This is a genomic window from Streptomyces lacrimifluminis (assembly GCF_014646095.1).
In the GTDB taxonomy this organism is placed as follows: Bacteria; Actinomycetota; Actinomycetes; order Streptomycetales; family Streptomycetaceae; genus Streptomyces; species Streptomyces lacrimifluminis.
In genome coordinates, this window is sequence record NZ_BMMU01000001.1 from 385,141 (window position 1) to 407,148 (window position 22,008).

Here is a 22,008-nt window from a genome sequence, read left to right on the forward strand (position 1 = left end):
TCTCGTCTACCGCAGGAGTCAATGCTGCGCACAGGACACTGGTAGCTCGTTCGGACAGTGTCGTTCGGGCGGCGGTTGGCGGTTCACGGTTCGGTAGGCGCACGGTGAGCGTGCGGCGCACGAAGGAGGCATCGGTGGCGGGCGAGTCCCCCGACAGGTCGAAGCAGCGCGAGTCGTCGGAAGAACCGACGTCGGGGAGCGCGGGTCCGGTTCCCGGGGCCAGGGGTGAAACCGGCGCCGGGGCACGCGACCCACGGCTCGCGGTGGCCCGGGACCGGGAGTCCACGGCGCGCGGGGGCGTCGATACGGCGACACGGGTGTTCCAACGCCCGCCGCTCCCGGCGGAAGCCGCGGACGCGGACGCGGCCCCGGAGGCCGAGGCCGACGACGACGCGAGTACGGCGGACACGGCCGCGGAGGCCGCGAGCGAGCCCGAGGCTGCCGCCGGGGCCGACTCGGCCGACGGACCCGGCGACGGCACCGACGGAACGGGCAGCACCCGGTTGCGTGCGGCGGTGGCCGCGTGGGTCGCCGGCCCCGACGAGGGTGAGCGCGGGGCCGGGAACAGGGGCGAGGGGGAGTCAGAAGGCGTCGAGGGTGCCGCCGAGGACCGCGGCCCCGATACGGACGAGGACACGGACCCGGATGCGGAAGCTCCGGCCGACGCCCCCGAGGGCGCCGAGAAGCCCGCGCCGGACGCCACCGACGATCCCGGACCCGATGAGCCCTCCGAGGCCGCCCAAGGTGCCTCTGAGGCCACTGGCGGGGCATCCGGCGATCCCGGCAAGGACTCCTCCGAGCCGGAGAGCGCCCCGGAGAGCAAATCGAACCCCGAGCCGAAGTCCGACGCCAGCATCGAGAGCGCGGCCGAGCCGAAGTCCGGCGCTGACTCAGGCACCGGCACCGAATCCGGCACGCGGAGCGCGGCTGAGCCCAAGCCTGGTGCCGACTCCGGGACTTGGACCGGGAACGCGGCCGAGCCGAAGTCCGGCGCGAGCACCGGGAGCGGGGGCGAGCCGAAGTCCGAATCCGGCACCGAATCCGGCACTGGGACCCGGAGCGCGGCCGAGCCGAAGTCCGGCGCGAGCACCGGGACTTGGGCAGAGAAAGCGGCCGAGCCGAAGTCCGACTCTGGCGCCGAGACCGGGGTCGAGCCGGAGGCCGGCAACGACTCCGGGACCCGGAGCGCGGCCGAGAGTGCTCCTGCGTTGAAATCCGCCACCGGCACCAAATCCGGGGCCGAGCCGGAATTCGGCACCGGCACCGGCACCCAGGCCGACTCCGGCACCAAGGCCGAGAGCTCGTCCGGGTCGAAATCCGGCACTGGCACTGAGCCCGGGGCCGCGTCCAAGCCCGGCACCGGCACCGAATCCGGCACTGGGACCCGGAGCGCGGTCGAGTCGAAGTCCACCACCGGCATCGAATCCGGGGGCGCGGCCAAGCCCGTCACCGCCACCGGCATCGCACCCGAGGTCGAGCCGAAGTCCGAGACTGAGTCCGGCAGCGAGGCGAAGCCCGAGGCCGAGCCCGGTACCGAGGCGACGTCGGGATCCGGTACCGAGGCCGCGGCCGAGTCGGGGTCCGGCGCCGGGGGCGGTGCCGCATCCGGGGCCAAGGCCGCGTCCGAGGTCCAGAGCGCGTCCGGTTCGCGGCCCGAGTCGGAGGTGAGGGCCGAAGGCGGCGCGGCCCCCGCTCCTGTCACCGGCGCGGACGCCGACGATCCGGCGTCCAGGCGCCCCGTCGACCAGCCCACCGCCGTCTTCAAGGCCGTACGCCCGCCCGCCGCACCCCCCGTCGACCAGCCGACGACGATGCTCAAGCTGGGCGACCTCGCGGCTGCGAAGGCCAAGGGTGACGCGGGTGCCGAGGGCGACAAGCGCGACGCGGACGCCAAGGCGGACGCCGAGGTGGACGTCAAGGGCGAGTCCGTTTCGGAGCGAACCAGTAAATTCGTGGCTCTGAGGCAGCTGGACGACCCGGCCACGCGTAAACCGCCGCCTGTCGTGCCGCCCGCCGCCGGGTCCCCGGAGGCGCCCGCCGCCGAACCGTCCGCGACGCCGCCCAAGGTGGCCGCCGCCGAGGCCACCGCCGTCGTCCCGCAGGTCGGGCCGGAGCGGACGACGCAGCAGCCGTTGCCGCCCATGCCCCCGCTGGATCTGCTGGCCGAGCTGACGAACACGCCGCCGCCCCGGGACACCGCCGTGCGGACGATTGTGCGGCGCGTCAAGATCTGGACCCCGGTGGTCATCCTGCTGGCGATCGTCTTTGCGGTCGTACAGTCTTTTCGTTCGCTGCCGGCCCCCGAGCTCACGCTGACCGCCAAGGACTCCTACACCTTCGACGGAAAGGCCGCCGCGCTGCCGTGGCCGACCGAAGGCCAGGGCTGGATGGACGTCAACGGCATCGGAACCATGGGGAACTTCGGCGAGCAGAAGCCGGTCGCCATCGGGTCGGTCGCCAAGGCCATGACCGCGTACATCGTCCTCAAGAGCCACCCGCTGAAGGCCGGCGAGGAAGGCCCGAAGATCAAGATCGACGCGACCGCCGAGGAGGAGGGCGGTTACTACAAGCAGGACGAGTCGACCCTCAACACCGTCAAACAGGGCGACGTCCTCACCCTGAAGCAGGCGCTCTCGGCCGTCATGATTCCGTCCGCGAACAACATCGCGCGGCTGCTGGCGCGTTGGGACGCGGGGACCGAGGCGGCGTTCATCAAGAAGATGAACGACACCGCCAAGGAACTCGGGATGAAGAACACCGTCTACACCGACGCCTCCGGCCTCAAGGAGACCACCGTCTCCACCGCCGAGGACCAGGTGAAACTGGGCAACGAGCTGGTGCAGATCCCGGCGCTGATGGACATCACCAAGCAGCCCTCCTGGGTCGACCCGTCGGGGCAGAAGTGGCGGAACTACAACGACCTCGTCCCGTACAACGGCGCCATCGGCATCAAGACCGGCACCACCACCGCGGCCGGGGGCAACCTGCTCTTCGCCGGTACCAAGGAGGTCGGTGGTGAGACGGTCACCGTCGTGGGCGCGATCCTCGGCCAGCACACGCCGCCGATCATCGACACCGTCAACAACGTGAGCCGGACGGCGTTGATCGGCGCCCGGGAGGAGCTGCTCTCGTCGAAGATCCTCAAGAAGGGCGACGTCGTCGGGTATGTCGACGACGGACTCGGCGGGCAGACACCGGTCGTGCTGTCCAAGGACGTCACGGCGGTCGGCTGGGCCGGGCGGAAGGTCGAGCTGTCGTTCGTCGCCGCCGACGACCTGCCGCACTCCGCCAAGGCGGGTACCACGGTGGGCAGCCTCACCGTGGGCGACGGCAAGGGTGGCGCGGTGAAGGTCCCCGTACAGCTCCAGAAGGACCTGGTCGAGCCCGGCTTCGACAAGAAGCTGACACGGGTCGGCTGACCGGTACGAAGCAGGAAGCGTGCAGGACGCGCGCAGGATGCGCAGGACGTGAGGAAGGGACCGGCCCGATCGGGGCGGTCCCTTCCTCACGTCCTGGTACTCGCGCCCCGTTACTGCTTCTCGTTCTCGTCCGCTTCCTTCTCGCACTGCAGGGCCGTCTCCCGGGACGGCCCGCCGTATGTGGAGCTGATCCGGATGTCGCCGGGCTGCTCGACGGTCAGCTTGGTGAACTCGCCCTCGTCCGTCAGGCAGCCGTTCTCCGCCCACAGCCAGGGCGAGTACGCGATCCGTACGGTCACCTCGCCGGCTTTCGGCATCCGGACGACGAGGTTGGCTCCGTCGGCGCTGACCACGGAGGCGGGCTTGTCGACCAGCGGGGTCGCGTTCTTGACCCGGTAGATCTTCCAGTTGGCGTCCTCCCAGACGGGCTGGAGATAGCTCGGCCCGCTGGTCACCAGGGCGTGTTCCAGCTTCGCCGGGCCGTCCGGTTCCCCGTTGACGAGGACGACGAAGCCCACCGCCCACTGGGACAGCCAGGCCTTGTAGGCCTCGGGGGAGAAGCCGCCCTCGGGCTCCGCCGTGCCGCCGTGGCCCTCGTAGAAGAGCCGGCCCCGCTCGACGTCGGCCTGCCGGTTCCAGCCGCGGGCCATGTTGATGTACGGGGCGAGGATGGCGGCCTCGCGGTGGTCCCGGGCCGGTACGACCTCGACGCGCGTCTGCTCGGCGCCCAGCCGTTTCAGCTCGTTCACGACGCCGTCCGTCTTGACGGCCCACTCGGGCACCGTGGTGTTGGTGACGATGTCGGCGATCGTCTTGCCCGACAGCCAGCTCACGGAGACGGCCATCGCGAGCCCGAGGGCCACCATGCGCCGCCTGGACGTGAACCAGGGGTGGGGGAGGGGAAAGGGCAGCCAGGAAGTCGTACCGGTACCGGTACCGGCAGGGGTAGGGGTAGCCGTGTCAGCGGCGGTGGCGGGTGTCAGGGCAGCTGCCCCGGTCCGCTCCTCGCCCGGATCCTCACTCCGCCGCCCCTCGCCCGCCTCCTCGGCCTTCCCCCACCCGGTCCGGTACATCATGATCGCGAGCAGTGTCGCCGGGGCCGCCAGCTCCGAGAGCCGCTCGACGTTCGTACCGATCGGGGTCGGGATCAGGTAGCAGAGGACCACGCCGACCGCGTACACCGCGGCGCCCAGCCGCAGGGTGCGCCAGGCGCTCGGGGCCGTCAGGACGATGATCGCGCACAGCACGACGGGCGGCCATATACGGGAGAACGGCATCGGCTGCTCGCCCTCGAACGGGAACAGCAGCGTCGTGACGCCCACGACGGCCACCGGGGGCACCAGCAGGGCCGCGGCCCTGCCCCAGTCGCGCGACAGCAGGTAGGCGGCGCCGACGACGAGGACGAACAGACCGGCGACGGGGCTGCCGGTGGTGGCCAGGGTCGCGCACAGGGCGGCGATGCCGAGATGCCGTGCGCCGCGCCCGTTCACCACGGCAAGGACGGCCGCCATCCCGAAGGCGGTGCCCAGCACGAACGTCGAGCGCCCCGAGATCACCTGGCACCACAGCGAGAACCCCACCGCCAGGGCCGGCCACAGCGGCTTGCGCACGCCTGTGCGGGCGACGAGTTCCGCACCGAGGAGCGTCGCCGCGACCCCGGAGAGCATGGTGGCCGCGACGACACCGATGGCGGCCATCAGGTACGGGGACATCAGGCTGTAGTTGGCCGCGTGCAGACCGCCGTACCAGAACAGGTTGTACGCGGAGTCCGGGTACATCTTCGCGAACTCGGCCCACGCCACCTGGGCGGCCAGGTCGCCGCCGCCGGTCGCGAACACCGCCCACCACACGAAGTACAGCGGCACCGCGCACGCGGTCACCGTCAGTGCCACCCGGTGGCGCTCGTGCCACACCTCACGTGCCTGCGTGGGCTTGTCGGCGCGCATGACAGGTCTGCGTGGGGTCAGCTCGGCAAAGGCCACTGCAACTTCCGTTTCGCTTCGGCTCGGGCGCGCGCGGACGACGGGCGGGTGTCTGTCCTGTGGAGGTCTCTCCGAGGTAGACGCTAATCGCACCCCGGGCGTTGGTTTGCACGGCCCCATGTGACCAGGCGGTGACCGAGGCATGACGAAAAAGAGCCCCATCAGCTTGGGATGGTTCCCGGGCGGGCGCGACCGGATAATTCCGGCCGCGCCCTTCCGGTCACCTCTCAGGGCACTCCTCAGGGCACTGCTCAGGGTCTCCTACGGGTTCCCCCAGGGCATTTTCAGGAACCGATCGGGAACGCGATGTCGCACACCGCGTCGTCCGGTCCCGCCGCGTCCCAGTCCGCGAAGTACACCTCGCGGCACGGCCCCACCGGCTCGATCCCCTGCCCGGCCAGCCACCGCTCCACCGCCTCGAAAGCGGCGATGATCTGCGGATGGGCCACCTGCGCCTTGGTGATCCGCGTGTACGCGAGCCGCCGGGCCGGTTCCACCCGTACGGCCGTCTCCCGGGTCCGCCCGTGTGCCTTCGCCCAGGCCCGCGCGGCGGTCTCGTCGGCGACCGGGACACACGACTCGGCCGGGCCGTCGCTCTCCATGGACACCTCGGAGTGGTAGACGACGAACGGCGCCGCCGTCACGCCCCCGCACTCCCGGGCCCCCGTCTCCAGCCGCCCCAGCGACGCCCCGATCCACGCGGGCAACTCATCCGCGAGAGTGTGCCGCGTCTCGGTCAGCACCACCCGCTCGGGCACGTCCACGGTCTCGACCACGAACGTTCCGTACAGCTCTTCCATCTCGGAGCTCCTCCCCGACAGTCGTCCACGGAGGTAGCCGGCGAGCGTCCGCTGACCCGCGATCCGCGCCTCGACGTCCGCCCAGTAGGCGGCGAGCCGCGCGGCGGCGGCCGTCCCGTCCAGCTCGGCCAGGGTCACCAGCTCGCCGATGAGGGCGAGTGGCATGTCCAGCTGCCGGAGCAGGGCCACCAGACGGGCGCGTTCGGTCTGCTCGGTGCGGTAGTAGCGGTAGCCGCTCGCCTCGTCGACGTACGCGGGGGCGAGCAGCCCGAGCCGGTCGTACAGCCGCAGGGCCTTGGGCGAGAGCCGGGCCCGCGCGGCGAACGCGCCGATGGTGAGCAGGTCGTCGTCCCCGTAGCCGTTCACCCCGACATCCTCCGTCACCGGGCACGGTCGGCCCGGTGACAAGGACGCTCAGCCTTGCCCCAGGGACAAGGTCAACCACTGAACCGGAGCATGAACCGGAGCAGTGAACCGGGCCAGCGAACCGGGACAGGTCAGCCGATGGCCTTCTCCACCGCGCCCACCAGCTCGTCCGTCTCCGGCTCGGTCTGCGGGGAGAAACGGCCGACGACCTGGCCGTCGCGGCCGATGAGGAACTTCTCGAAGTTCCAGCGGATGTCGCCGGTGTGGCCCTCGGCGTCGGCGAACCCGACCAGGCGGTCGTACAGGGTGTGCCGGGCGTCACCGTTGACCTCGACCTTCTCGGTCATCGGGAAGGTCACGCCGTACGTCGCCGAGCAGAACTCGGCGATCTCCTCGGAGCTGCCGGGCTCCTGGCCCAGGAACTGGTTGCAGGGCACCCCGAGCACGGTGAAACCCTTCTCGGCGTACCGCGCCTGGAGCTTCTCCAGCCCCGCGTACTGCGGGGTCAGCCCGCACTTGGAGGCGACGTTGACGATGAGGACGGCCTTGCCCGCGTACTGGGCGAGGTCCGCGGAACCGCCGGTGAGGGCGCCGATCTCGACGGCGAGGGGGGAGTCGGCGAAGGGGGAGGAGGAAGGGGAGGTGGCATCTGTGGTCATGAGCGGATGCTAACTCCGGTAGGTGTGGGCCCCGGGTCCCGCCCCCGAAGCCTTGACCAGAACCTCACCGGCCGCCGTACGCGAGTACAGCACCGACCGCCCCGCCCGCCGCCGGTCCACCAGTCCCGCGTCCAGCAGCACCCGCAGATGCCGCCCGACGGAGCCGAGCGTCTGCCCCGTCACGGCGGTCAGCTGGGTGGTGCTGTGCGGTGAGTCGAGGAGGACGAGCACGGCGGCCCGGGCCGGTCCGAGGAGCGCCCCGAGGGAGGCGGACGCCCCGCGCCCACCGCGCTGCTCGGCCAGTGCCCCCGCGCACGGGTAGATCACCGCGTACCGCTCCGGCTCCTCCCAGGCCACCCACCCCGACTTCGGCGTCACGGGGACGAAGACCAGCTCGGCGCCGGAGATCTCGCGGGGCGGGTACTCGTGCGCGTTGACCTGGAGCCGGTTGCCGCCGAGCCAGCGCGTGCCCGGCCGCAGCGCGTCCAGCACAGTGGCCCAGCCGCCCTGACTGACCTGAGCGGTCCGCGCGACCACATCGGCTTCCAGGACGCGTCGGCGCCGGTCCCAGTACGGCAGTACAGCCTCCTCCCACACATACGTGAGGAGGTCGGCGGCGCGCTCCGGGAGATCGTCCCGGCCGACGAGGGCAGCGGGGAGCGGGCCGGGGCGGGAGAGGGTGAGGTGGCCGCGGGCGAGGGCGGGGGCGACCGTACGGACGCGATCGACGGCCGCGTCGAACGTCTCGCCGTACCGGGGCGTGGGGGTGAGGAAGTCGGCGGTCCAGTCGCGCCCGAGGCCGGCGTGGACGAGGAGCGCGGTCGTCGGGTCGTGCGCGAGACGCCGGCGGTACGCGGGCAGGTGGGCGGCCAGCCAGGCGCGCTCGCCGGGGTGCGTGGCCGCCCCCGAGTGCAGCAGCCGGAGGCTGGCGAAGGTCTCGGCGAGGGGCGAGATGACGAACCGGCTGCGGGCGAGGGTGTCGGCGTTCACCTGCCACCAGCCCATGCCCGTATCCCCGTCCTCCGTCGACGTCGCGCATGACTGACCTTTCGCGCGTGCGCGAAACAATAACGGTGAGCGGGAGCCCCTCGCAGACTCCCCGGATGCGCAGCTACTCCGCCCTGTTCCGTACCCGTGAGTTCACACCCTTCTTCCTTTCCACAGCGCTCAGTTCGGCCGCCTCGACGATCGGCGGCCTGGCCCTCGCCACCCTCACCTACCGCGCCACCGGCTCGCCCCTGCTCGCCGCCCTGAGCATGTTCGGCCCCCAACTCGCCCAGGTGGTGGGCGCGACGACCCTCCTCTCCGCCTCCGATCGCCTGCCCCCGCGCGCGACCCTGACGGGCATCGCGCTCGCCTTCGCGCTCGGTACGGCGGCCATGGCTACCCCGGGCCTGCCGATCGGGGCGGTCTTCGCCCTGCTGTTCGTCCTGGGGCTGGTCGCGTCGCTGGGGGCGGGAGTCGGGTGGGGTCTGCTCAACGAGATCCTGGCGAAGGAGGGCTATCTGCTGGGGCGTTCGGTCTTCAACATGTCGAACGGGCTGATGCAGATCGCGGGATTCGCGACGGGCGGGGTCATGGTGGCGACCCTCTCCCCGCGCACCGCACTCCTGACCTCGGCGGCTCTCTACCTGACGGGCGCGCTGACGACTCGCCTGGGCCTGACCCACCGGCCGCCCCGTCTCTCCGGCCGCCCGTCCATCGGCCAAACCTGGCGTACGAACGCCCAGTTGTGGTCGGCCCGGCCTCGCAGGCTCACCTACCTGGGCCTCTGGATTCCCAACGGCATGATCGTCGGCGTCGAGTCCCTGTACGTGTCCTACGACCCTGGCTCCGCGGGCACCCTCTTCGCCTGCGCCGCCCTTGGCATGCTGATCGGGGACGTGACGATCGGCCGGTTCGTGGCACCCCGGCTGCGACGTCAACTGGCCGTACCGCTGCTGCTGTTGCTGGCGGTGCCGAATCTGCTGTTCGCCCTGACCCCGGAGATGTGGGCGGCGGCCGTGACGGTCTGCGTGGCCTCGGTCGGCTACGGCGCGAGCCTGGTCCAGCAGGAACGCCTGATGTCCCTCACCCCACCCGAACTCTCCGGTCACGCCCTCGGGTTGCACTCCGCCGGGATGCTCACGATGCAGGGCGTGAGCGCGGCCCTGGCGGGCACGATCGCCCAACTCACCTCCCCCGGAGCGGCGATGACGGTGATGGCGGCGGGCTCGGTGTGCGTGACGGCGGCTCTGGTGGCGGCGGGGCGGCGGGAGGGGCGCGGCCGGGGCGGAAGGGAGGGCGCGCTTTCGAGCCCGGCGGAGTGGTCGCGCTCCGGTACGTGACTCCTGGCGGTCCCCGGACCGGGTGAGCAATTCCGCGCGCGGGAAGAACTGGGCAGGACATGCGCGGCTCGACCGGCTTGCCAAGGGGGACCCACTCGCATGACGACGCGTGACGAACGTACGGAGAAGGCGGAGAAGGCCGAGAAGGGGGACGGGGAGGACCGGGCGGAGAAGGCGGCGGAGGAGGTGACGGAGGAAGCCGCAGGGGAAACCGGTAGCGACGACGACGGTGTCTCCGAGTCCGAACGGCTTTTGTTCGGGGGGCCGTTGCGGTACGACATGGGATGGAACCATCACCAGGGTTCGTTTCTGGAGCTGGGGTTGCGGACCATGGTCGCGCGGATGCCCCGGCTTGTCGGCGCCACCATCCGGCTCGCCCACCGCGCCGACCCACGCGCCCTGCGTCGGGTGGTGATCGCCGAGTTGGGCGGGGGAGTGGCGCAGGCGGTCGGGCTCGTGGCCGTCAGCCGGGTGCTCACCCACCTGCTCGGCGACGGTGAGACCACCGACCGGCTGCGGTCCGCCGTACCCGCGTTGGTCGTCGTCGCGGTCACCGCGCTCGTCGGCGCGCTGCTGCGGTCCGCGTCCACCGCCGGTACCGGGCGGCTGGAGCCCAAGGTGTTCCGGGTGGCGACCGAGGAGTACCTGGAGCGGGTGGCCAGGGTCGAGTTGGCCGCCGTGGAGGACGAGGAGTTCCACAAGCTCCTCGATTCCGCGCAGTGGGGGGCCGAGTCCGCGCGGCGCATGATCCGGTTCTGTACGTCCGTCATGACGGCGAGCATCGCGCTGGCCGCAGCGGCCAGTGTGCTCACCGTGCTGCATCCGGCCCTCCTCCCGCTCCTCGCCCTGATGACGCTGCCCAGCGCCTGGAGCGCGCTCACCATCGCCCGACGGAGGTACGTCTCCTTCCACACCTGGGTCCAACACGCCCGCGCGGGGCAGCTGTTGGGGCGGCTGCTGATCGACACGCAGGCCGCGCCCGAGGTGCGGGTGCACAACATCGGGCCGTTTCTGCTGCGGCACTTCCGGACCATGGCCGAGACGGGGGAGCGGGAACAGACCCGGCTCGCCTCGCTGGCGGCCCGTACCGGGCTGATCGCCTCCGGGTGGACGGGCATCGCGACCGCCGGCGCGTACGGCGTGCTCGGGCTGCTGCTGTGGACGGGGGCCATGGATCTCGCCGTGGCCGGTACGGCGGTCATCGCCATCCGGACCGGGTCCGCCAATCTGGAGGCGCTGGTCGTCCAGCTCAACCAACTCTACGAGGAGAGCCTGTTCGTCGCCGACCTGGAGCGGCTCTGCGGGGAGGCGGACCGTCGGCTCATCCCGGAGACCGGCCGCCCCCTGCCCGCCCACGTGGACGCCATCCACTTCGAGAACGTCTCGTTCACCTACCCGGGCACGGCCACCGAACCCGCCCTCGACGCGGTGAACGTCACCATCCCCACCGGCCGGATCGTCGCGTTCGTCGGCAACAACGGCAGCGGGAAGTCGACCCTGGCCAAGCTGCTGTGCGGGCTGTACGCGCCCGATGCCGGCCGGATCCTCTGGGACGGCCTCGACTCCACCGAGCTGGACCGTGCCGACCTCTTCGACCGGATCGCGGTCGTCGCCCAGGACTTCTACCGCTGGCCGTTCACCGCCCGGGTCAACATCGCCATCGGCCGCCCGGACGCCCCGTACGAGGACGAACTCCTGCGCGCCGCCGCCGAGTACGCGGGCGCCGACGAGACCATCGCCGCCCTGCCCCGAGGGTGGGACACCCTTCTCGCCCGCGGTTACCGGGGCGGCCACCAGATCTCCGGCGGCCAGTGGCAGCGCCTCGGCATCGCCCGCGCCCGGCACCGCGACGCCCGCGTCCTCGTCGTCGACGAACCGACCAGCGCCCTGGACGCGGAGACCGAGCAGCGCGTGTTCGACCAGATCCGCAGCCTTGCCGCGGCGGGCCAGACGGTCATCCTGATCACCCACCGCCTGCACAGCGTCCGGCACGCGGACGAGATCTACGTCCTGGAACGGGGCCGGGTCGCCGAACACGGCACGTTCGAGGCCCTGTTGAGGCCCGATGGTGACGGACCGGGGCTTTTCCGGCGGATGTACCTCGTGCAGTCGGAGCAGTACCGGCTGGACACCGAACGGTGAGCCGGGCCGTAAACCGCACAGTGATTCACATCACAAGACCGTGATGTAAAGAAAGTAAAGGAAGTGTGCCTCGGGGGCGTGTGGGGCTGGCATGCTCATGCGTGGCTACCGAGGGGTAACCGTTCGTGCTCGATCCCCGGCCCAACCCCCGTGCCTCGTCCCGTCATTCGATCAACTCGATCCCGAGGACCCCCACGCGTGCACAAGCTCACCAGACATGCCCTGCTGGCGTCGGTCACCGTCGCGGCGCTGCTCACCACAGGCTGCTCCGCAAGCTCGTCGAACGAGGCGGACAGCGCCGGCGCGGCGGCGGCCGAGATACCCGCCGCCGCCAACACGCCGGACGAACTAGCCGTCGTACAAGCCCCGTTGGGCAACGGGGCCCCCACCGCCGTGGCAACCCAGGGCGCGGCCAAGGAGGGTGCCGGGGCGCGGACGTCGTCGCTCAAGGTCGCCTCCTACGACAAGAAGAGCGGCCGGGCGGTCATCACCGCGAAGTCGGTGACCGCGCCGGCCGAAGGCAAGGCGACCCCGCCCTCCTCCTCTTCCTCCGATTCACTCGAATCCCCCGAGTCCTCCGCTCCCACGTCTCCCTCGCCCTCCGAGTCGGAGACAACTGACGCCCCCGCAGCGGCTGTTGCCGTCGGTGACGTCATCGCCAGCGCCCCCGCTCCCGGTGCCCCCGACGGTCTGCTGGCCGAGGTGACCGAGGTCGTCGGTGACGCCGCGGGCGGCGGTACGGAGGTGATCACCAAGCCCTCCGAGCTCAGCTCCGTACTCGGTGAGAGCAAGGCCGAGGGCGATGTCCCGGTCGACCCGTCGACCATCGAGGTCGAGCCGCTCGTGGAGGGTGTGAAGGTCTCCTGGGCGAAGACCGGCGACCTCACCTTCGGCCCCGAGGGCGCCAGGCTTCCGCTGGGCAGCCTGCGTATCGACGTGGGCGCCGCCATCGCCACCGCCGAGGGCGCTCCCGCCTCGGCGTCGGCCTCGGTGCAGGGCTTCGTCCAGCTCGCGCCCGAGGTCGCCTTCTCGTACGACGGTTCCGGCAAGGGGACGGGCTCCGCGCCCGGCGGCGCGTTCCTCGGCCTGACCGGTGACTGGGCCTCGAAGTGGTCGCTGAAGGGCCGCGCGGCCGGCACCACCACGACCAACGGCAAGCCCCTGCGCATCCCCTTCGCGGAACTCCACTCCGACCCCGTCATCTACGCGGGCCCGGTCCCGATCGTCGTCAACCTCGACCTGGTCTGCTACTTCCAGGTCGACGCCGACGGCAAGGTGACGGTCGACGTCGAGCAGGACCTCAAGGGCGACTTCCGCGTCGGCGGCACCTTCTCCTGGAGCAAGGGCTGGCAGTCGGTCAGCGAGTCCGAGATGACCGGCACGCCGCTGGACGTCGGCGTCTCGGCGACGGGCGACGTCAAGGCGTCCCTGGGCGCCGAGGCCGCGATCGGCCTGTACGGCACCGTCGGTGTCAGCGCCGACCTCGCCCCGTACCTCCGCGTGGAGGCGGACGCCGCGGCCGAGGGCTCCAGCGACGGCACGGGCTCGGCGAGCGGCTCCTGGGCCCTGTACGGGGGCCTCGACCTCTCCGGCGCCCTCCAGATCCAGCTGACCATCTTCGGCACCCCGATCTTCCAGCACCGGATCCCGCTGGGAGAGCTGCACAAGGAGTGGCCACTGGCGAAGGGCGAGGCGTCGGCATCGACACCGACGGTGAAACCGGCGGCCTGACGTACACGCGCTGTCCCACCGCGAGGGGCCTTTCCGTCCAGTACCGGACGGAGGGGCCCCTTCGGCCATGTGCCTCTGGAGTCAGCCCAGTTGCTTGCTTCCCCGGCCCGGCACGGCCGTCGTGCTGCGCCGGGCCACCCCTGTCACTCTGCCCTGCGGCAGCCTGTGCGTGGACCATCCGCCGCAGATCTCAGGTCTCAGGGCCCAGGTCTCAGACGCGCTGAGGCGCGCGCATCCCCGCTCGCACCTGCGCGGCCAGTGTGCGGACGGTCGGATCGGGACGGCGTACCGACCGATCGGGCGCCGTCGGCCCACTCCCGTCCCGGTTCCGGCACCCCCGGCAGAGCCCACCGGGCAGGGCTTCCGGCCGCCCCGGCACCCCGCAGTCGGTGCACTCCATCAGCAGGGTGCGGCAGTAACAACGCCCCTGGTGGCCCCGCGCAACAGTCGTGCCGTGCGGGGCCACCCTGTCTCTGCGAAAGTGCACCCATGCCGACCGACCGCATCGACTTCGCCGACCTCCCCGACGACGTTCAGGGCTCCGTACTCGCCCGCACTGGTCCGCTCCTGCGCGTCGAAACAGTGTCCTCCGGCTTCAACTCGGCCATCTCCGCGCGCCTGACGACCGAGCAGAGTCAGGTGTACGTCAAGGGATTGCCGACGGATCACCCCCGCGTGTGGACGCAGCAGCGAGAGGCGGCCGTCGGCCCGTATGCGGGCGGCATTTCTCCCCGCGTGCGGTGGCACCTCCAGGCCGGCGGATGGGACCTCGTCGCCTTCGACGCACTCGACGGCCGCCACGCCGACTACGCGCCCGGCTCGGACGACCTCCCACTCGTCGCGGCGACTCTGGAACGGCTGGCCGGGCTGCGCGCGCCGGACGACGTGGAACTCAAGGAGGCCCGACACCGGTTGCGTGAGCACGCGCCTGCCGCAGCTCTCGCGCACTTCGCGGGAGACGCCCTCTGTCACACCGACCCGAACCCCGCCAACGTCATGGTCGACCAGGGACGTGCGTGGCTCGTCGACTGGGCGTGGGCCACCCGAGGCGCGCCGTGGCTGGACGCTGGCTACTGGGTCGTCTGGCTGATCGCCGAGGGCGGCCACACTCCCGAGAGCGCCGAACGATGGGCTTCCTGTGTCCCCGCCTTCCGCGAGGCACCCGAGGTCGGACTGAACGCGTTCGCGGCGGCCAACGCAAGCGTCTGGGCCCAGATCGCGGAGGAGTCGCCCAACTCCTGGACCCATGGAGTCCGTACGGCCGCCAAGTTGTGGGCAGACCACCGCGTACGGACGCCCTGACTGACTACGCGCGCCCTGACAAAAGGAGGCTCGGATCTCGGATCTCGGCGCCCGAAGCTCGGGGCTCAGGGATTCGCTGTCACGGGACGGACTGTCCTGTGTCAGCTTTCACTCGGGCAGGTCGTGGCCGCTGAATGAGTGCCGGCAGCTGACTCGTTTGCACTTTCCCTCTGGGCCGCCGGACTGGAAGTCGGGGCACGGGCAGGACAGACACGGGATGGTGCCGTTGGAGTCGGGCTCCCAGTCGTTGCTCGTCAGTCGCGCTCGGGCGGTTTCCCGGATGCCACGCAATTGGTCGTCGAGTCTGCGGAAGTCGGCCTCGTTCTCCTCGAAAGCCTTCTTCTGGGCGTCTGTCAGGTTGTACTGCTGCATGTTGCCGTCCCGAGATGGAGGTGGCGGCGAGGAGTGTCTCGCCCCTACGCCCACGATGGCCCGGCGGGCGCCTGTCCGCACGTCGAGCGCGAGGGGAGGGGCTCAAGGTTCACGATCCACTTCATCGGAACGCGGGCCCCGACCTCCGAGCCCCGAAACTCAGCCCCGTTTCTCCCCAGAGCGCCGCACGCAGCCAGTCCCAGGACCCCGTAGCGAGCCCGCGTCGGCGGTTTGCGTGAGGACTGCCTGACGGGCCATCGGCTGCTGCCCGGGGGAGGGGTGGCGGGTGGCCCGGCGGCTCACCAGGCGGGGCGGATCGGCCCCGGTGGCGTGAGCCGGGTCAGGTCGGCGACGAGTTCGCTGAAGCGTGCCTCGCCCAGCGCCTCTCGCCATGGTTCGACGGCAGCCTTGGCTGCCTGGTCGGCGGCGCGAGTGGCGGCCCAGCCGGCCTCGGTCAGGGCCAGGAGCCGGGCACGGGCATCGTGGGGGTGCGGATGCCGCACCACGTACCCCTTGCGGACCAGCTCCTCGACCAGTTGGGCGGCGGCCTGTTTGGTCACCCCCAGATGCTCGGCCAGCGCGGCCGTGGTGGCGCCGCCCATGGAGATGCGGACGAAGGCGAAGCCGTGCGCGGGCCGCAAATCCTCGAATCCCTGCTCGGACACGCCGGCGTGGATCTCCTGCACCAATTGTCCGGAGAGTGCCAGCACCAGTGCGGAGAAGGCCAGAGCGTCGTCCATGGCTTGACTATAACTCGGCAAGCTGCTTGTCTTTATGGACAAGTTACTTGTCTATAGAGGGGAGCTGACGCATGCCTTTCATTCACAGCGCGGAGGCCGTCGCGCACGAAATCCACGGTGCCCGCTTCGTTTCCTACATCCGTCCGGACACGGGCGGCCGGGACCTCGCCGCCTGGCGCACCGAGGTCCCGGCCGGAATGGTGGGCCAGGCCCACGCGATCAGTCACGAGGAGACGTTCTACGTCCTCTCCGGTCGCCTCCGGCTCACCATCGGCGGCGAGAGCGCCGAACTCGGCGTCGGTGACGCGGCGGTGGCTCCGGCAGGCTCCGAGCTGGAGGTTGCCAACACCACCGACCAGCCCGCCCAGATGTGGGTCACCACGCGTGTCGGACTCAGTGCCACACTGGCCGACGGCAGCACCATCGCGCCGCCATGGGCTCATTAGGGCCGTATCGAACGGCGTAGGGCAGCCGAGCGTGACTCGCGGAAGATGGTATCGATGGCGATAGTATCGCTGCCGATACCATTCTCTACGGGAGTCTCCTCATGCGCCGTTTTATCGGCAGGGACCGCGAGCTGACCGTGCTCCGCACCGCCTTCCAGGCCGTTCAGGACGCCGCCGGGTCCGCCAAGCCTGGCCAGTGCATCCTCATGCGGGGAAGACGACGGGTCGGCAAGTCCAGCCTCGTCGAGGAGTTCCTGCGGCGCACCGAGACGCCCTCCCTCTTCTTCACCGCTGCGGGCGGCACGGCCGAGGATGAGCTGGCGGAGCTCCTCGACGCCGCCACCCGGTCCACCCTGCCGGGGAGGGAACTGTTCGCGGAGGAGGCCCCGGCTCAGTGGAACGCGGCCTTCAGGCTGCTTGCCGAGGTCCTGCCCGACGACCGCCCGAGCGTGGTCGTCATCGACGAGGTCCCGTATCTCATGGACCGTATCGACGCCTTCGAGGGCATGCTGCAGAGGGCGTGGGACCGCCTGTTCAGCCGCAAGCCGGTGCTTCTCCTCCTGGTCGGATCCGACCTGTCGATGATGGAGGCGCTGAACAGCTACGACCGTCCCTTCCACCAGCGCGGGCGAGAGATGGTCGTGGGGCCGCTGAACCCGGTCGACATCGGCGAGATGCTCGACCTGGAACCCGCAGCCGCCTTCGACGCCACCCTGATCACCGGCGGCCTCCCGCTGATCTGCGCGGAGTGGCGGCCCGGAGCGGACCTCTGGGAGTTCCTCCGCGACTCACTCGACAATCCGATCTCGGCACTGCTGGTCTCCGCCGAGCGCTCACTGGCCGCGGAGTTTCCGCCCCAGGCGATGAGCGGGGAAGTCCTACGGGCGATCGGAACCGGCGAACGCACCTTCACCAACATCGCGCGCGCCGCCGGTGGCATCAGCCACACCACTCTCACCCGGGCCACGGACGTCCTGACCGCCAAGGGGGTGGTGGCGGCCGAACTGCCCCTCTCCCTGCGGCCGTCGAAGGAACGCCGCTACCGGGTGACCGACCCCTACCTGCGGTTCTGGCTCGCGTTCCTGGATCCGCACATGGCGGAGATCGAACGTGGACGAGGGGACCTGACCCTGAGCCGGATCAGGGAGCGGTGGACGAGCTGGCGGGGTCGTGCGATCGAACCCCTGGTCCGGGAATCCCTCGCCCGTCTTCTGCCGGACGGGGTCCTGCCCGCCGCCCCCGCGATCGGCGGGTACTGGACCCGCAGCAACGATGTCGAGATCGACCTCGTGGGCGCCGACCGGCAGCCGGTCGCCAAGGAGTTGCTCTTCCTCGGCTCCGTGAAGTGGCTGGGGAGTGCCCCGTTCGACAACCACGACCTCGCCGCGCTGCAGAAGCACCGGGCGGCGATCACCGACGAGCCCGTACCGCTCGTCGCGGTCTCCCGCAACGGGGTCAGCTGTTCCGGCCTTCAGGCGACCTACGGCCCCGACGAGCTGCTCGGCGCCTGGCGCAGGACCTGAGTCGGGTCCACCGACTCCCCATACTCCCTATCCCCTACCCCCTACCGGAACAGTTCGAGCGAGATGTGCCCGGACAGCGCGCCGAGGAAGTCGACCGCGTCGAAGGCCGCCCCGGCGGACGCGACACCCACCGTCCGGGTCCGTCCCGCCAGCACCCGCCCCACCGCCTCCACCGCCAGCGGCGCACTCACCGCGTAGATGTCCCGGCCGCTCGCCACCGCCCGCCGTTCCGCCCCGCCGGACCGTACGACGACATCGACGACGAACGTCTGCGCGGAGCGGCCGTCCTCGTCGACCGCGACCGGCGCCGGGGTGTCCGGCGCAGACAGTTCCCTGGCCGCGTCCGCCGCCATGTAGCCGCGTACCTCGGGAATGGCCAGGTGGCTGGGGACGGTGACGACGTCGGCCATGGAGAACTCGCCGATCACCTCCCGGGGGCCCGTCGGATCTGGGAAGGGCCACTTCAGGGTCGGCAGCGCGTCGTCGTGGTACTCCAGCCGCCCTCCGCTGTAGCGGACCCTGCGGCCGTTCCTGCGGTCCCGGGAGACCGCGCCCGCGGTGCGCGTGCCGGCGGTCGGGTGCCAACCGCTCAGGCCGTACGCGATGTGCGCCTCGTCGGCCGACGTCCAGTCGCCCATCGCCGCGGTGACCAGCAGGTCACTGAGGCCGCCGAAGAAGGCCATCGCGGGGATCACCAGCGCGTTCGCGGCACGGGCACGCTCCGCGAAGTGCGTGAACGTGTCGAGGTTGGCCTCGATCTCGGCCGCCACGTCCACATACGGGACCTCGGCCCGCAGCGCCGCCTCGATCACCGGCGCGGCCGTCGTGGCGAAGGGCCCGGCGCAGTTGATCACGGCCGAGGCTCCGGCGAGCGCGCGGTCCAACGAGCCCGGGTCGTCGACCGTGGCCGGCCGGGCGTCGAGCCCGGGGCGGGACGCGGCCAGCTCCCGCAGCTGCTCCGGGTCCCGCCCGGAGAGGATCGGGACGAACCCCCGGTCCAGCAGCTCCGCCACCACGAAGCGCCCGGTGTGCCCGTACGCGCCGAACACCACGACCGCCTGCCCTGACGCTGACTCCGATACCGATCCCATGGCTTCTCCCCGTCGTCATGAGTGATCATCCGCTGATCGACTGTGACCATCCTGGCGACGGCAGCGACTCCGCACGAGTGTCCGGAACGACATGCCCCGTACAATTCCGGACATGGGCAGGGGGAGGAGAAACGGATGAGGGTGGGCACGAGGACCGTCGCGATCGCCGTCACCGACGGCATGCTGCACTTCGAACTCGGCATCGCCTACGAGGTCTTCGGCTCCGACCTCTCCCACCTGGTCGACCCCTGGTACGACGTCGCCCTCTGCGGGCCGGGCCCGATCCGCGCCGGACGGTTCCTGCTGGAGCCGGACTCCGGGCTCGACCGGCTCCCGTACGCCGACACGGTGATCGTCCCTGGCTGGGCCGACGTCGACCAGGAGCCGCCCGCCGAACTGGTCGACGCGGTGCGCGCGGCCCACGAGGCGGGTGCGCGCGTCGCCTCCCTGTGCACCGGCGCGTTCGTGCTGGCCGCCGCCGGACTGCTGGACGGACGGCGCGCGACCACGCACTGGGCGCACACCGATGTCCTGGCCGCCCGCCATCCCCTCGTCGAGGTCGATCCGGACGTGCTCTACGTCGACAACGGCAGCGTCCTCACCTCCGCCGGCAAGGCGGCCTCGATGGACCTGTGCCTGCACCTCGTACGGCTCGACCACGGCTCGGCGATCGCCAACACCGTCGCCCGGCGCCTCGTCGTACCCCCGCACCGGGCAGGCGGTCAGGCGCAGTTCGTCACCGCGCCGGTGCCCGCCCGGGACGACCATCCGCTCGCCGAACTGCTCCCCTGGGTGATCGAACGGCTCGACCGCCCGCTGACAGTGGAGGACCTGGCTCGCCGGGCGAGCATGAGCTCGCGCCATCTGGGCCGGCACTTCCGTACGGTCACCGGCACCACCCCGCTGCAGTGGCTGCTCGTCCAGCGCATCCGGCGCGCCCAGGAGCTGCTGGAGGCCACCGGCGACAGTGTCGACGCCATCGCGGAGGCCGTCGGCATGGGCACCGCCACGACTCTGCGCCGCCACTTCAACCGCACGATCGGTGTGCCCCCGGACGCGTACCGCCGTACCTTCCGCAACGCGCGATCCAGTGCGGGATCCAGCGCTGGATGATGCGCGACATCTTGACGTGTCCCTGCCGGGGTGGGTTCATGGGAGCGCTCCCATATTTCCGCTGCCCGTCTTCCTCCTGACCTCCCCTGTTCCTCTGATGCTGAAGTCCTCTTCGCGCTCATTCTCTGGAGTCGCAGTGAGAACAACGAGAAGTACGACACGAAGCTCCACGCGAAAGAACCCCATCACCGTCCTGCTGACCGGGCTCGCCACGATCCTCGGGCTCCTGGTGCTTGCCCCGGCCTCCGCCCAGGCGCAGGCCGAGTCACCCCGTGCCCTGGCCACCGGCCTGCACATCTCCAACGGCCGTCTCCTCGAAGGCAACGGCAACGACTTCGTGATGCGGGGCGTCAACCACGCCCACACCTGGTACCCGAACCAGACCCAATCCCTCAGGGACGTCAAGGCGTTGGGCGCCAACACCGTCCGCGTCGTCCTCGCCGACGGGCACCGCTGGACCAAGAACACCGCCGACGACGTGGCCGCCGTCATCGCGCAGTGCAAGGCCAACCGCCTGATCTGCGTCCTGGAGGTGCACGACACCACCGGCTACGGCGAGGAAGCAGCCGCCGGGACGCTCGACCAGGCCGCCGACTACTGGATCGGCCTCAAGAGCGTGCTCACCGGTCAAGAGGACTACGTCGTCATCAACATCGGCAACGAGCCCTGGGGCAACACGAATCCGGCCGGCTGGACCGCCCCGACCATCGCCGCCGTACAGAAGCTGCGCGCCGCGGGCTTCCAGCACACGATCATGGTGGACGCGCCCAACTGGGGCCAGGACTGGCAGGGCGTCATGCGCGCCAACGCCCAGTCCGTGTACAACGCCGACACCACCGGCAACCTGATCTTCTCGATCCACATGTACAGCGTCTACGACACGGCCGCGGAGATCACGGACTACCTGAACGCCTTCGTCACGGCCAAACTCCCCATCCTGATCGGCGAATTCGGCGGTCCGCCCGACCAGTGGGGCGATCCGGACGAGGACACCATGATGGCGACCGCCCAGCAGCTGAAGCTGGGCTACCTGGCCTGGTCGTGGAGCGGCAACACGGACCCGATCCTCGACCTGTCGATCGGCTTCGACCCGAAGCAGCTCAGCACGTGGGGCCAGCGCATCTTCCACGGCGCCAACGGCATCGCCCAGACGTCCGTGGAGGCCACGGTCTACGGCGGCGGCACGGGCACCGACACCCAGGCCCCGACCGCCCCCGGCACGCCGACCGCGTCCGCGACCACCGCGACCTCGACCACTCTCACCTGGGCCGCAGCGACTGACAACGTTGGCATCGCCAGCTACGACGTCGTCCGCGTCAACGGCACCACGGAGACGGCAGCCGCGGCCTCCACCACCAGCACGGTCACGGTGACCGGCCTCACCGCGGCCACCGCCTACACCTTCGCCGTGTACGCGCGGGACGCGGCCGGCAACCGGTCGCCCCGCTCGGCCACGGTGAGCGTCACCACGTCCCCGGGCGGCGGCACCCCAGGAGCCGGCTGCTCGGTCGCCTACCGCGTCGTCGGCGACTGGCAGGGCGGCTTCCAGGGCGACATCACCCTGCGCAACACGGGCACCACCGCCCTCACCAACTGGACGCTGGGCTTCGCCTTCGCCAATGGCCAGACGATCAGCAACATGTGGGGCGGCACACCCACCCAGAGCGGCGCCAACGTGAGCGTCACACCCGCCGCCTACACGGCCACCATCCCGGCCGCCGGCTCGGTCTCGGTCGGCTTCATCGGGACGAAGGGGGCGACGAACGCGGTGCCTACGTCGTTCACGCTCAACGGCACGACCTGCGCGACCAGTTGATACCTGGTCCGATGAACACCTGATCCGCGCCAGTCGTCGGAGGGCGGCGTTCCGTAGCCGGAACGCCGCCCTCCGGCCTGCTCGTTACCGAATCGGCCGGTCCTGTCCGCGAGTCTGTCCGCGAGTCCTGTCCGTCGGTCCTGTCCGTCGGTCCTGAGTGTTCTCCCAGCCGTGGTCGG

The 22,008-nt window shown here is 71.0% G+C and carries 16 protein-coding genes; 9 read left to right on the forward strand and 7 right to left on the reverse strand.

The window, feature by feature from the left end:
* Positions 1-134: 134 nt before the first annotated feature.
* A complete protein-coding gene (locus tag IEY89_RS01850; protein WP_229694999.1) occupies positions 135-3,419 on the forward strand; it encodes a D-alanyl-D-alanine carboxypeptidase in 3,285 nt (1,094 codons plus the stop codon).
* A gap of 110 nt (positions 3,420-3,529) precedes the next feature.
* On the opposite strand, the gene IEY89_RS01855 is transcribed toward IEY89_RS01850, so the two are convergent.
* The 4 genes from IEY89_RS01855 to IEY89_RS01870 all read right to left on the reverse strand — a co-directional run bounded on the left by IEY89_RS01855 (position 3,530) and on the right by IEY89_RS01870 (position 8,231).
* The gene (locus IEY89_RS01855; RefSeq protein ID WP_229695000.1) at positions 3,530-5,365 is read right to left on the reverse strand and encodes a DUF8823 domain-containing protein; all 1,836 of its coding nucleotides are present in this window, start codon (positions 5,363-5,365) and stop codon (positions 3,530-3,532) included.
* A 320-nt stretch (positions 5,366-5,685) separates the two neighbouring features.
* Complete coding sequence (locus IEY89_RS01860) at positions 5,686-6,585, reverse strand: MerR family transcriptional regulator (RefSeq protein WP_189145419.1); 900 nt, start codon at positions 6,583-6,585, stop codon at positions 5,686-5,688.
* Between the two features lie 113 nt (positions 6,586-6,698).
* Positions 6,699-7,226 (reverse strand): glutathione peroxidase, encoded by a 528-nt coding sequence (locus IEY89_RS01865; RefSeq protein WP_229695001.1) that lies wholly within the window; start codon positions 7,224-7,226, stop codon positions 6,699-6,701.
* A 9-nt stretch (positions 7,227-7,235) separates the two neighbouring features.
* Positions 7,236-8,231 carry an ArsR/SmtB family transcription factor gene (locus tag IEY89_RS01870; protein ID WP_189145420.1) on the reverse strand — a complete coding sequence of 332 codons (996 nt, stop codon included), beginning with the start codon at positions 8,229-8,231 and terminating at the stop codon, positions 7,236-7,238.
* Between the two features lie 98 nt (positions 8,232-8,329).
* On the opposite strand from IEY89_RS01870, the gene IEY89_RS01875 reads away from it, so the two are divergent.
* From IEY89_RS01875 to IEY89_RS01890, 4 genes are all read left to right on the forward strand, one after another.
* Complete coding sequence (locus tag IEY89_RS01875) at positions 8,330-9,553, forward strand: MFS transporter (RefSeq protein ID WP_229695002.1); 1,224 nt, start codon at positions 8,330-8,332, stop codon at positions 9,551-9,553.
* A gap of 279 nt (positions 9,554-9,832) precedes the next feature.
* Positions 9,833-11,695, forward strand: coding sequence for an ABC transporter ATP-binding protein (locus IEY89_RS01880; RefSeq protein ID WP_189145683.1), 1,863 nt, complete (start codon positions 9,833-9,835; stop codon positions 11,693-11,695).
* Positions 11,696-11,893: 198 nt separating this feature from the next.
* Positions 11,894-13,426 carry a hypothetical protein gene (locus IEY89_RS01885; RefSeq protein ID WP_189145421.1) on the forward strand — a complete coding sequence of 511 codons (1,533 nt, stop codon included), beginning with the start codon at positions 11,894-11,896 and terminating at the stop codon, positions 13,424-13,426.
* A gap of 489 nt (positions 13,427-13,915) precedes the next feature.
* Positions 13,916-14,728 (forward strand): phosphotransferase family protein, encoded by an 813-nt coding sequence (locus IEY89_RS01890; RefSeq protein WP_189145422.1) that lies wholly within the window; start codon positions 13,916-13,918, stop codon positions 14,726-14,728.
* Between the two features lie 108 nt (positions 14,729-14,836).
* Here the strand turns inward: IEY89_RS01890 and IEY89_RS01895 are convergent, their stop codons facing one another.
* Both IEY89_RS01895 and IEY89_RS01900 read right to left on the reverse strand, forming a co-directional pair.
* Entirely contained in the window at positions 14,837-15,100 is a 264-nt protein-coding gene (locus tag IEY89_RS01895; RefSeq protein ID WP_189145423.1) for a hypothetical protein, read from the reverse strand.
* A 299-nt stretch (positions 15,101-15,399) separates the two neighbouring features.
* Complete coding sequence (locus IEY89_RS01900) at positions 15,400-15,840, reverse strand: MarR family winged helix-turn-helix transcriptional regulator (protein WP_189145424.1); 441 nt, start codon at positions 15,838-15,840, stop codon at positions 15,400-15,402.
* A gap of 71 nt (positions 15,841-15,911) precedes the next feature.
* Here IEY89_RS01900 and IEY89_RS01905 point away from each other — a divergent pair, with 71 nt between their 5' ends.
* Positions 15,912-16,286 (forward strand): cupin domain-containing protein, encoded by a 375-nt coding sequence (locus IEY89_RS01905; RefSeq protein WP_189145425.1) that lies wholly within the window; start codon positions 15,912-15,914, stop codon positions 16,284-16,286.
* 101 nt (positions 16,287-16,387) lie between these two features.
* Positions 16,388-17,809, forward strand: coding sequence for an ATP-binding protein (locus IEY89_RS01910; protein ID WP_189145426.1), 1,422 nt, complete (start codon positions 16,388-16,390; stop codon positions 17,807-17,809).
* A 41-nt stretch (positions 17,810-17,850) separates the two neighbouring features.
* Here the strand turns inward: IEY89_RS01910 and IEY89_RS01915 are convergent, their stop codons facing one another.
* The gene (locus tag IEY89_RS01915; RefSeq protein WP_189145427.1) at positions 17,851-18,900 is read right to left on the reverse strand and encodes a saccharopine dehydrogenase family protein; all 1,050 of its coding nucleotides are present in this window, start codon (positions 18,898-18,900) and stop codon (positions 17,851-17,853) included.
* A gap of 135 nt (positions 18,901-19,035) precedes the next feature.
* Between IEY89_RS01915 and IEY89_RS01920 the strand changes: the two genes are divergently transcribed.
* Together IEY89_RS01920 and IEY89_RS01925 are read left to right on the forward strand one after the other, a co-directional pair.
* Complete coding sequence (locus tag IEY89_RS01920) at positions 19,036-20,013, forward strand: helix-turn-helix domain-containing protein (protein ID WP_189145428.1); 978 nt, start codon at positions 19,036-19,038, stop codon at positions 20,011-20,013.
* Between the two features lie 136 nt (positions 20,014-20,149).
* Positions 20,150-21,829 (forward strand): cellulase family glycosylhydrolase, encoded by a 1,680-nt coding sequence (locus IEY89_RS01925; protein WP_229695003.1) that lies wholly within the window; start codon positions 20,150-20,152, stop codon positions 21,827-21,829.
* Positions 21,830-22,008: the final 179 nt, after the last annotated feature.

Bases quoted from the DNA above. Each gene is read 5' to 3' on its own strand.
- IEY89_RS01895 (WP_189145423.1), bottom strand. From the start codon at position 15,100: ATGCAGCAGTACAACCTGACAGACGCCCAGAAGAAGGCTTTCGAGGAG.
- IEY89_RS01870 (WP_189145420.1), bottom strand. From the start codon at position 8,231: ATGGGCTGGTGGCAGGTGAACGCCGACACCCTCGCCCGCAGCCGGTTC.
- IEY89_RS01915 (WP_189145427.1), bottom strand. From the start codon at position 18,900: ATGGGATCGGTATCGGAGTCAGCGTCAGGGCAGGCGGTCGTGGTGTTC.
- IEY89_RS01910 (WP_189145426.1), top strand. From the start codon at position 16,388: ATGCGCCGTTTTATCGGCAGGGACCGCGAGCTGACCGTGCTCCGCACC.
- IEY89_RS01855 (WP_229695000.1), bottom strand. From the start codon at position 5,365: ATGCGCGCCGACAAGCCCACGCAGGCACGTGAGGTGTGGCACGAGCGC.
- IEY89_RS01900 (WP_189145424.1), bottom strand. From the start codon at position 15,840: ATGGACGACGCTCTGGCCTTCTCCGCACTGGTGCTGGCACTCTCCGGA.
- IEY89_RS01880 (WP_189145683.1), top strand. From the start codon at position 9,833: ATGGGATGGAACCATCACCAGGGTTCGTTTCTGGAGCTGGGGTTGCGG.
- IEY89_RS01865 (WP_229695001.1), bottom strand. From the start codon at position 7,226: ATGACCACAGATGCCACCTCCCCTTCCTCCTCCCCCTTCGCCGACTCC.
- IEY89_RS01890 (WP_189145422.1), top strand. From the start codon at position 13,916: ATGCCGACCGACCGCATCGACTTCGCCGACCTCCCCGACGACGTTCAG.
- IEY89_RS01875 (WP_229695002.1), top strand. From the start codon at position 8,330: ATGCGCAGCTACTCCGCCCTGTTCCGTACCCGTGAGTTCACACCCTTC.
- IEY89_RS01920 (WP_189145428.1), top strand. From the start codon at position 19,036: ATGAGGGTGGGCACGAGGACCGTCGCGATCGCCGTCACCGACGGCATG.
- IEY89_RS01905 (WP_189145425.1), top strand. From the start codon at position 15,912: ATGCCTTTCATTCACAGCGCGGAGGCCGTCGCGCACGAAATCCACGGT.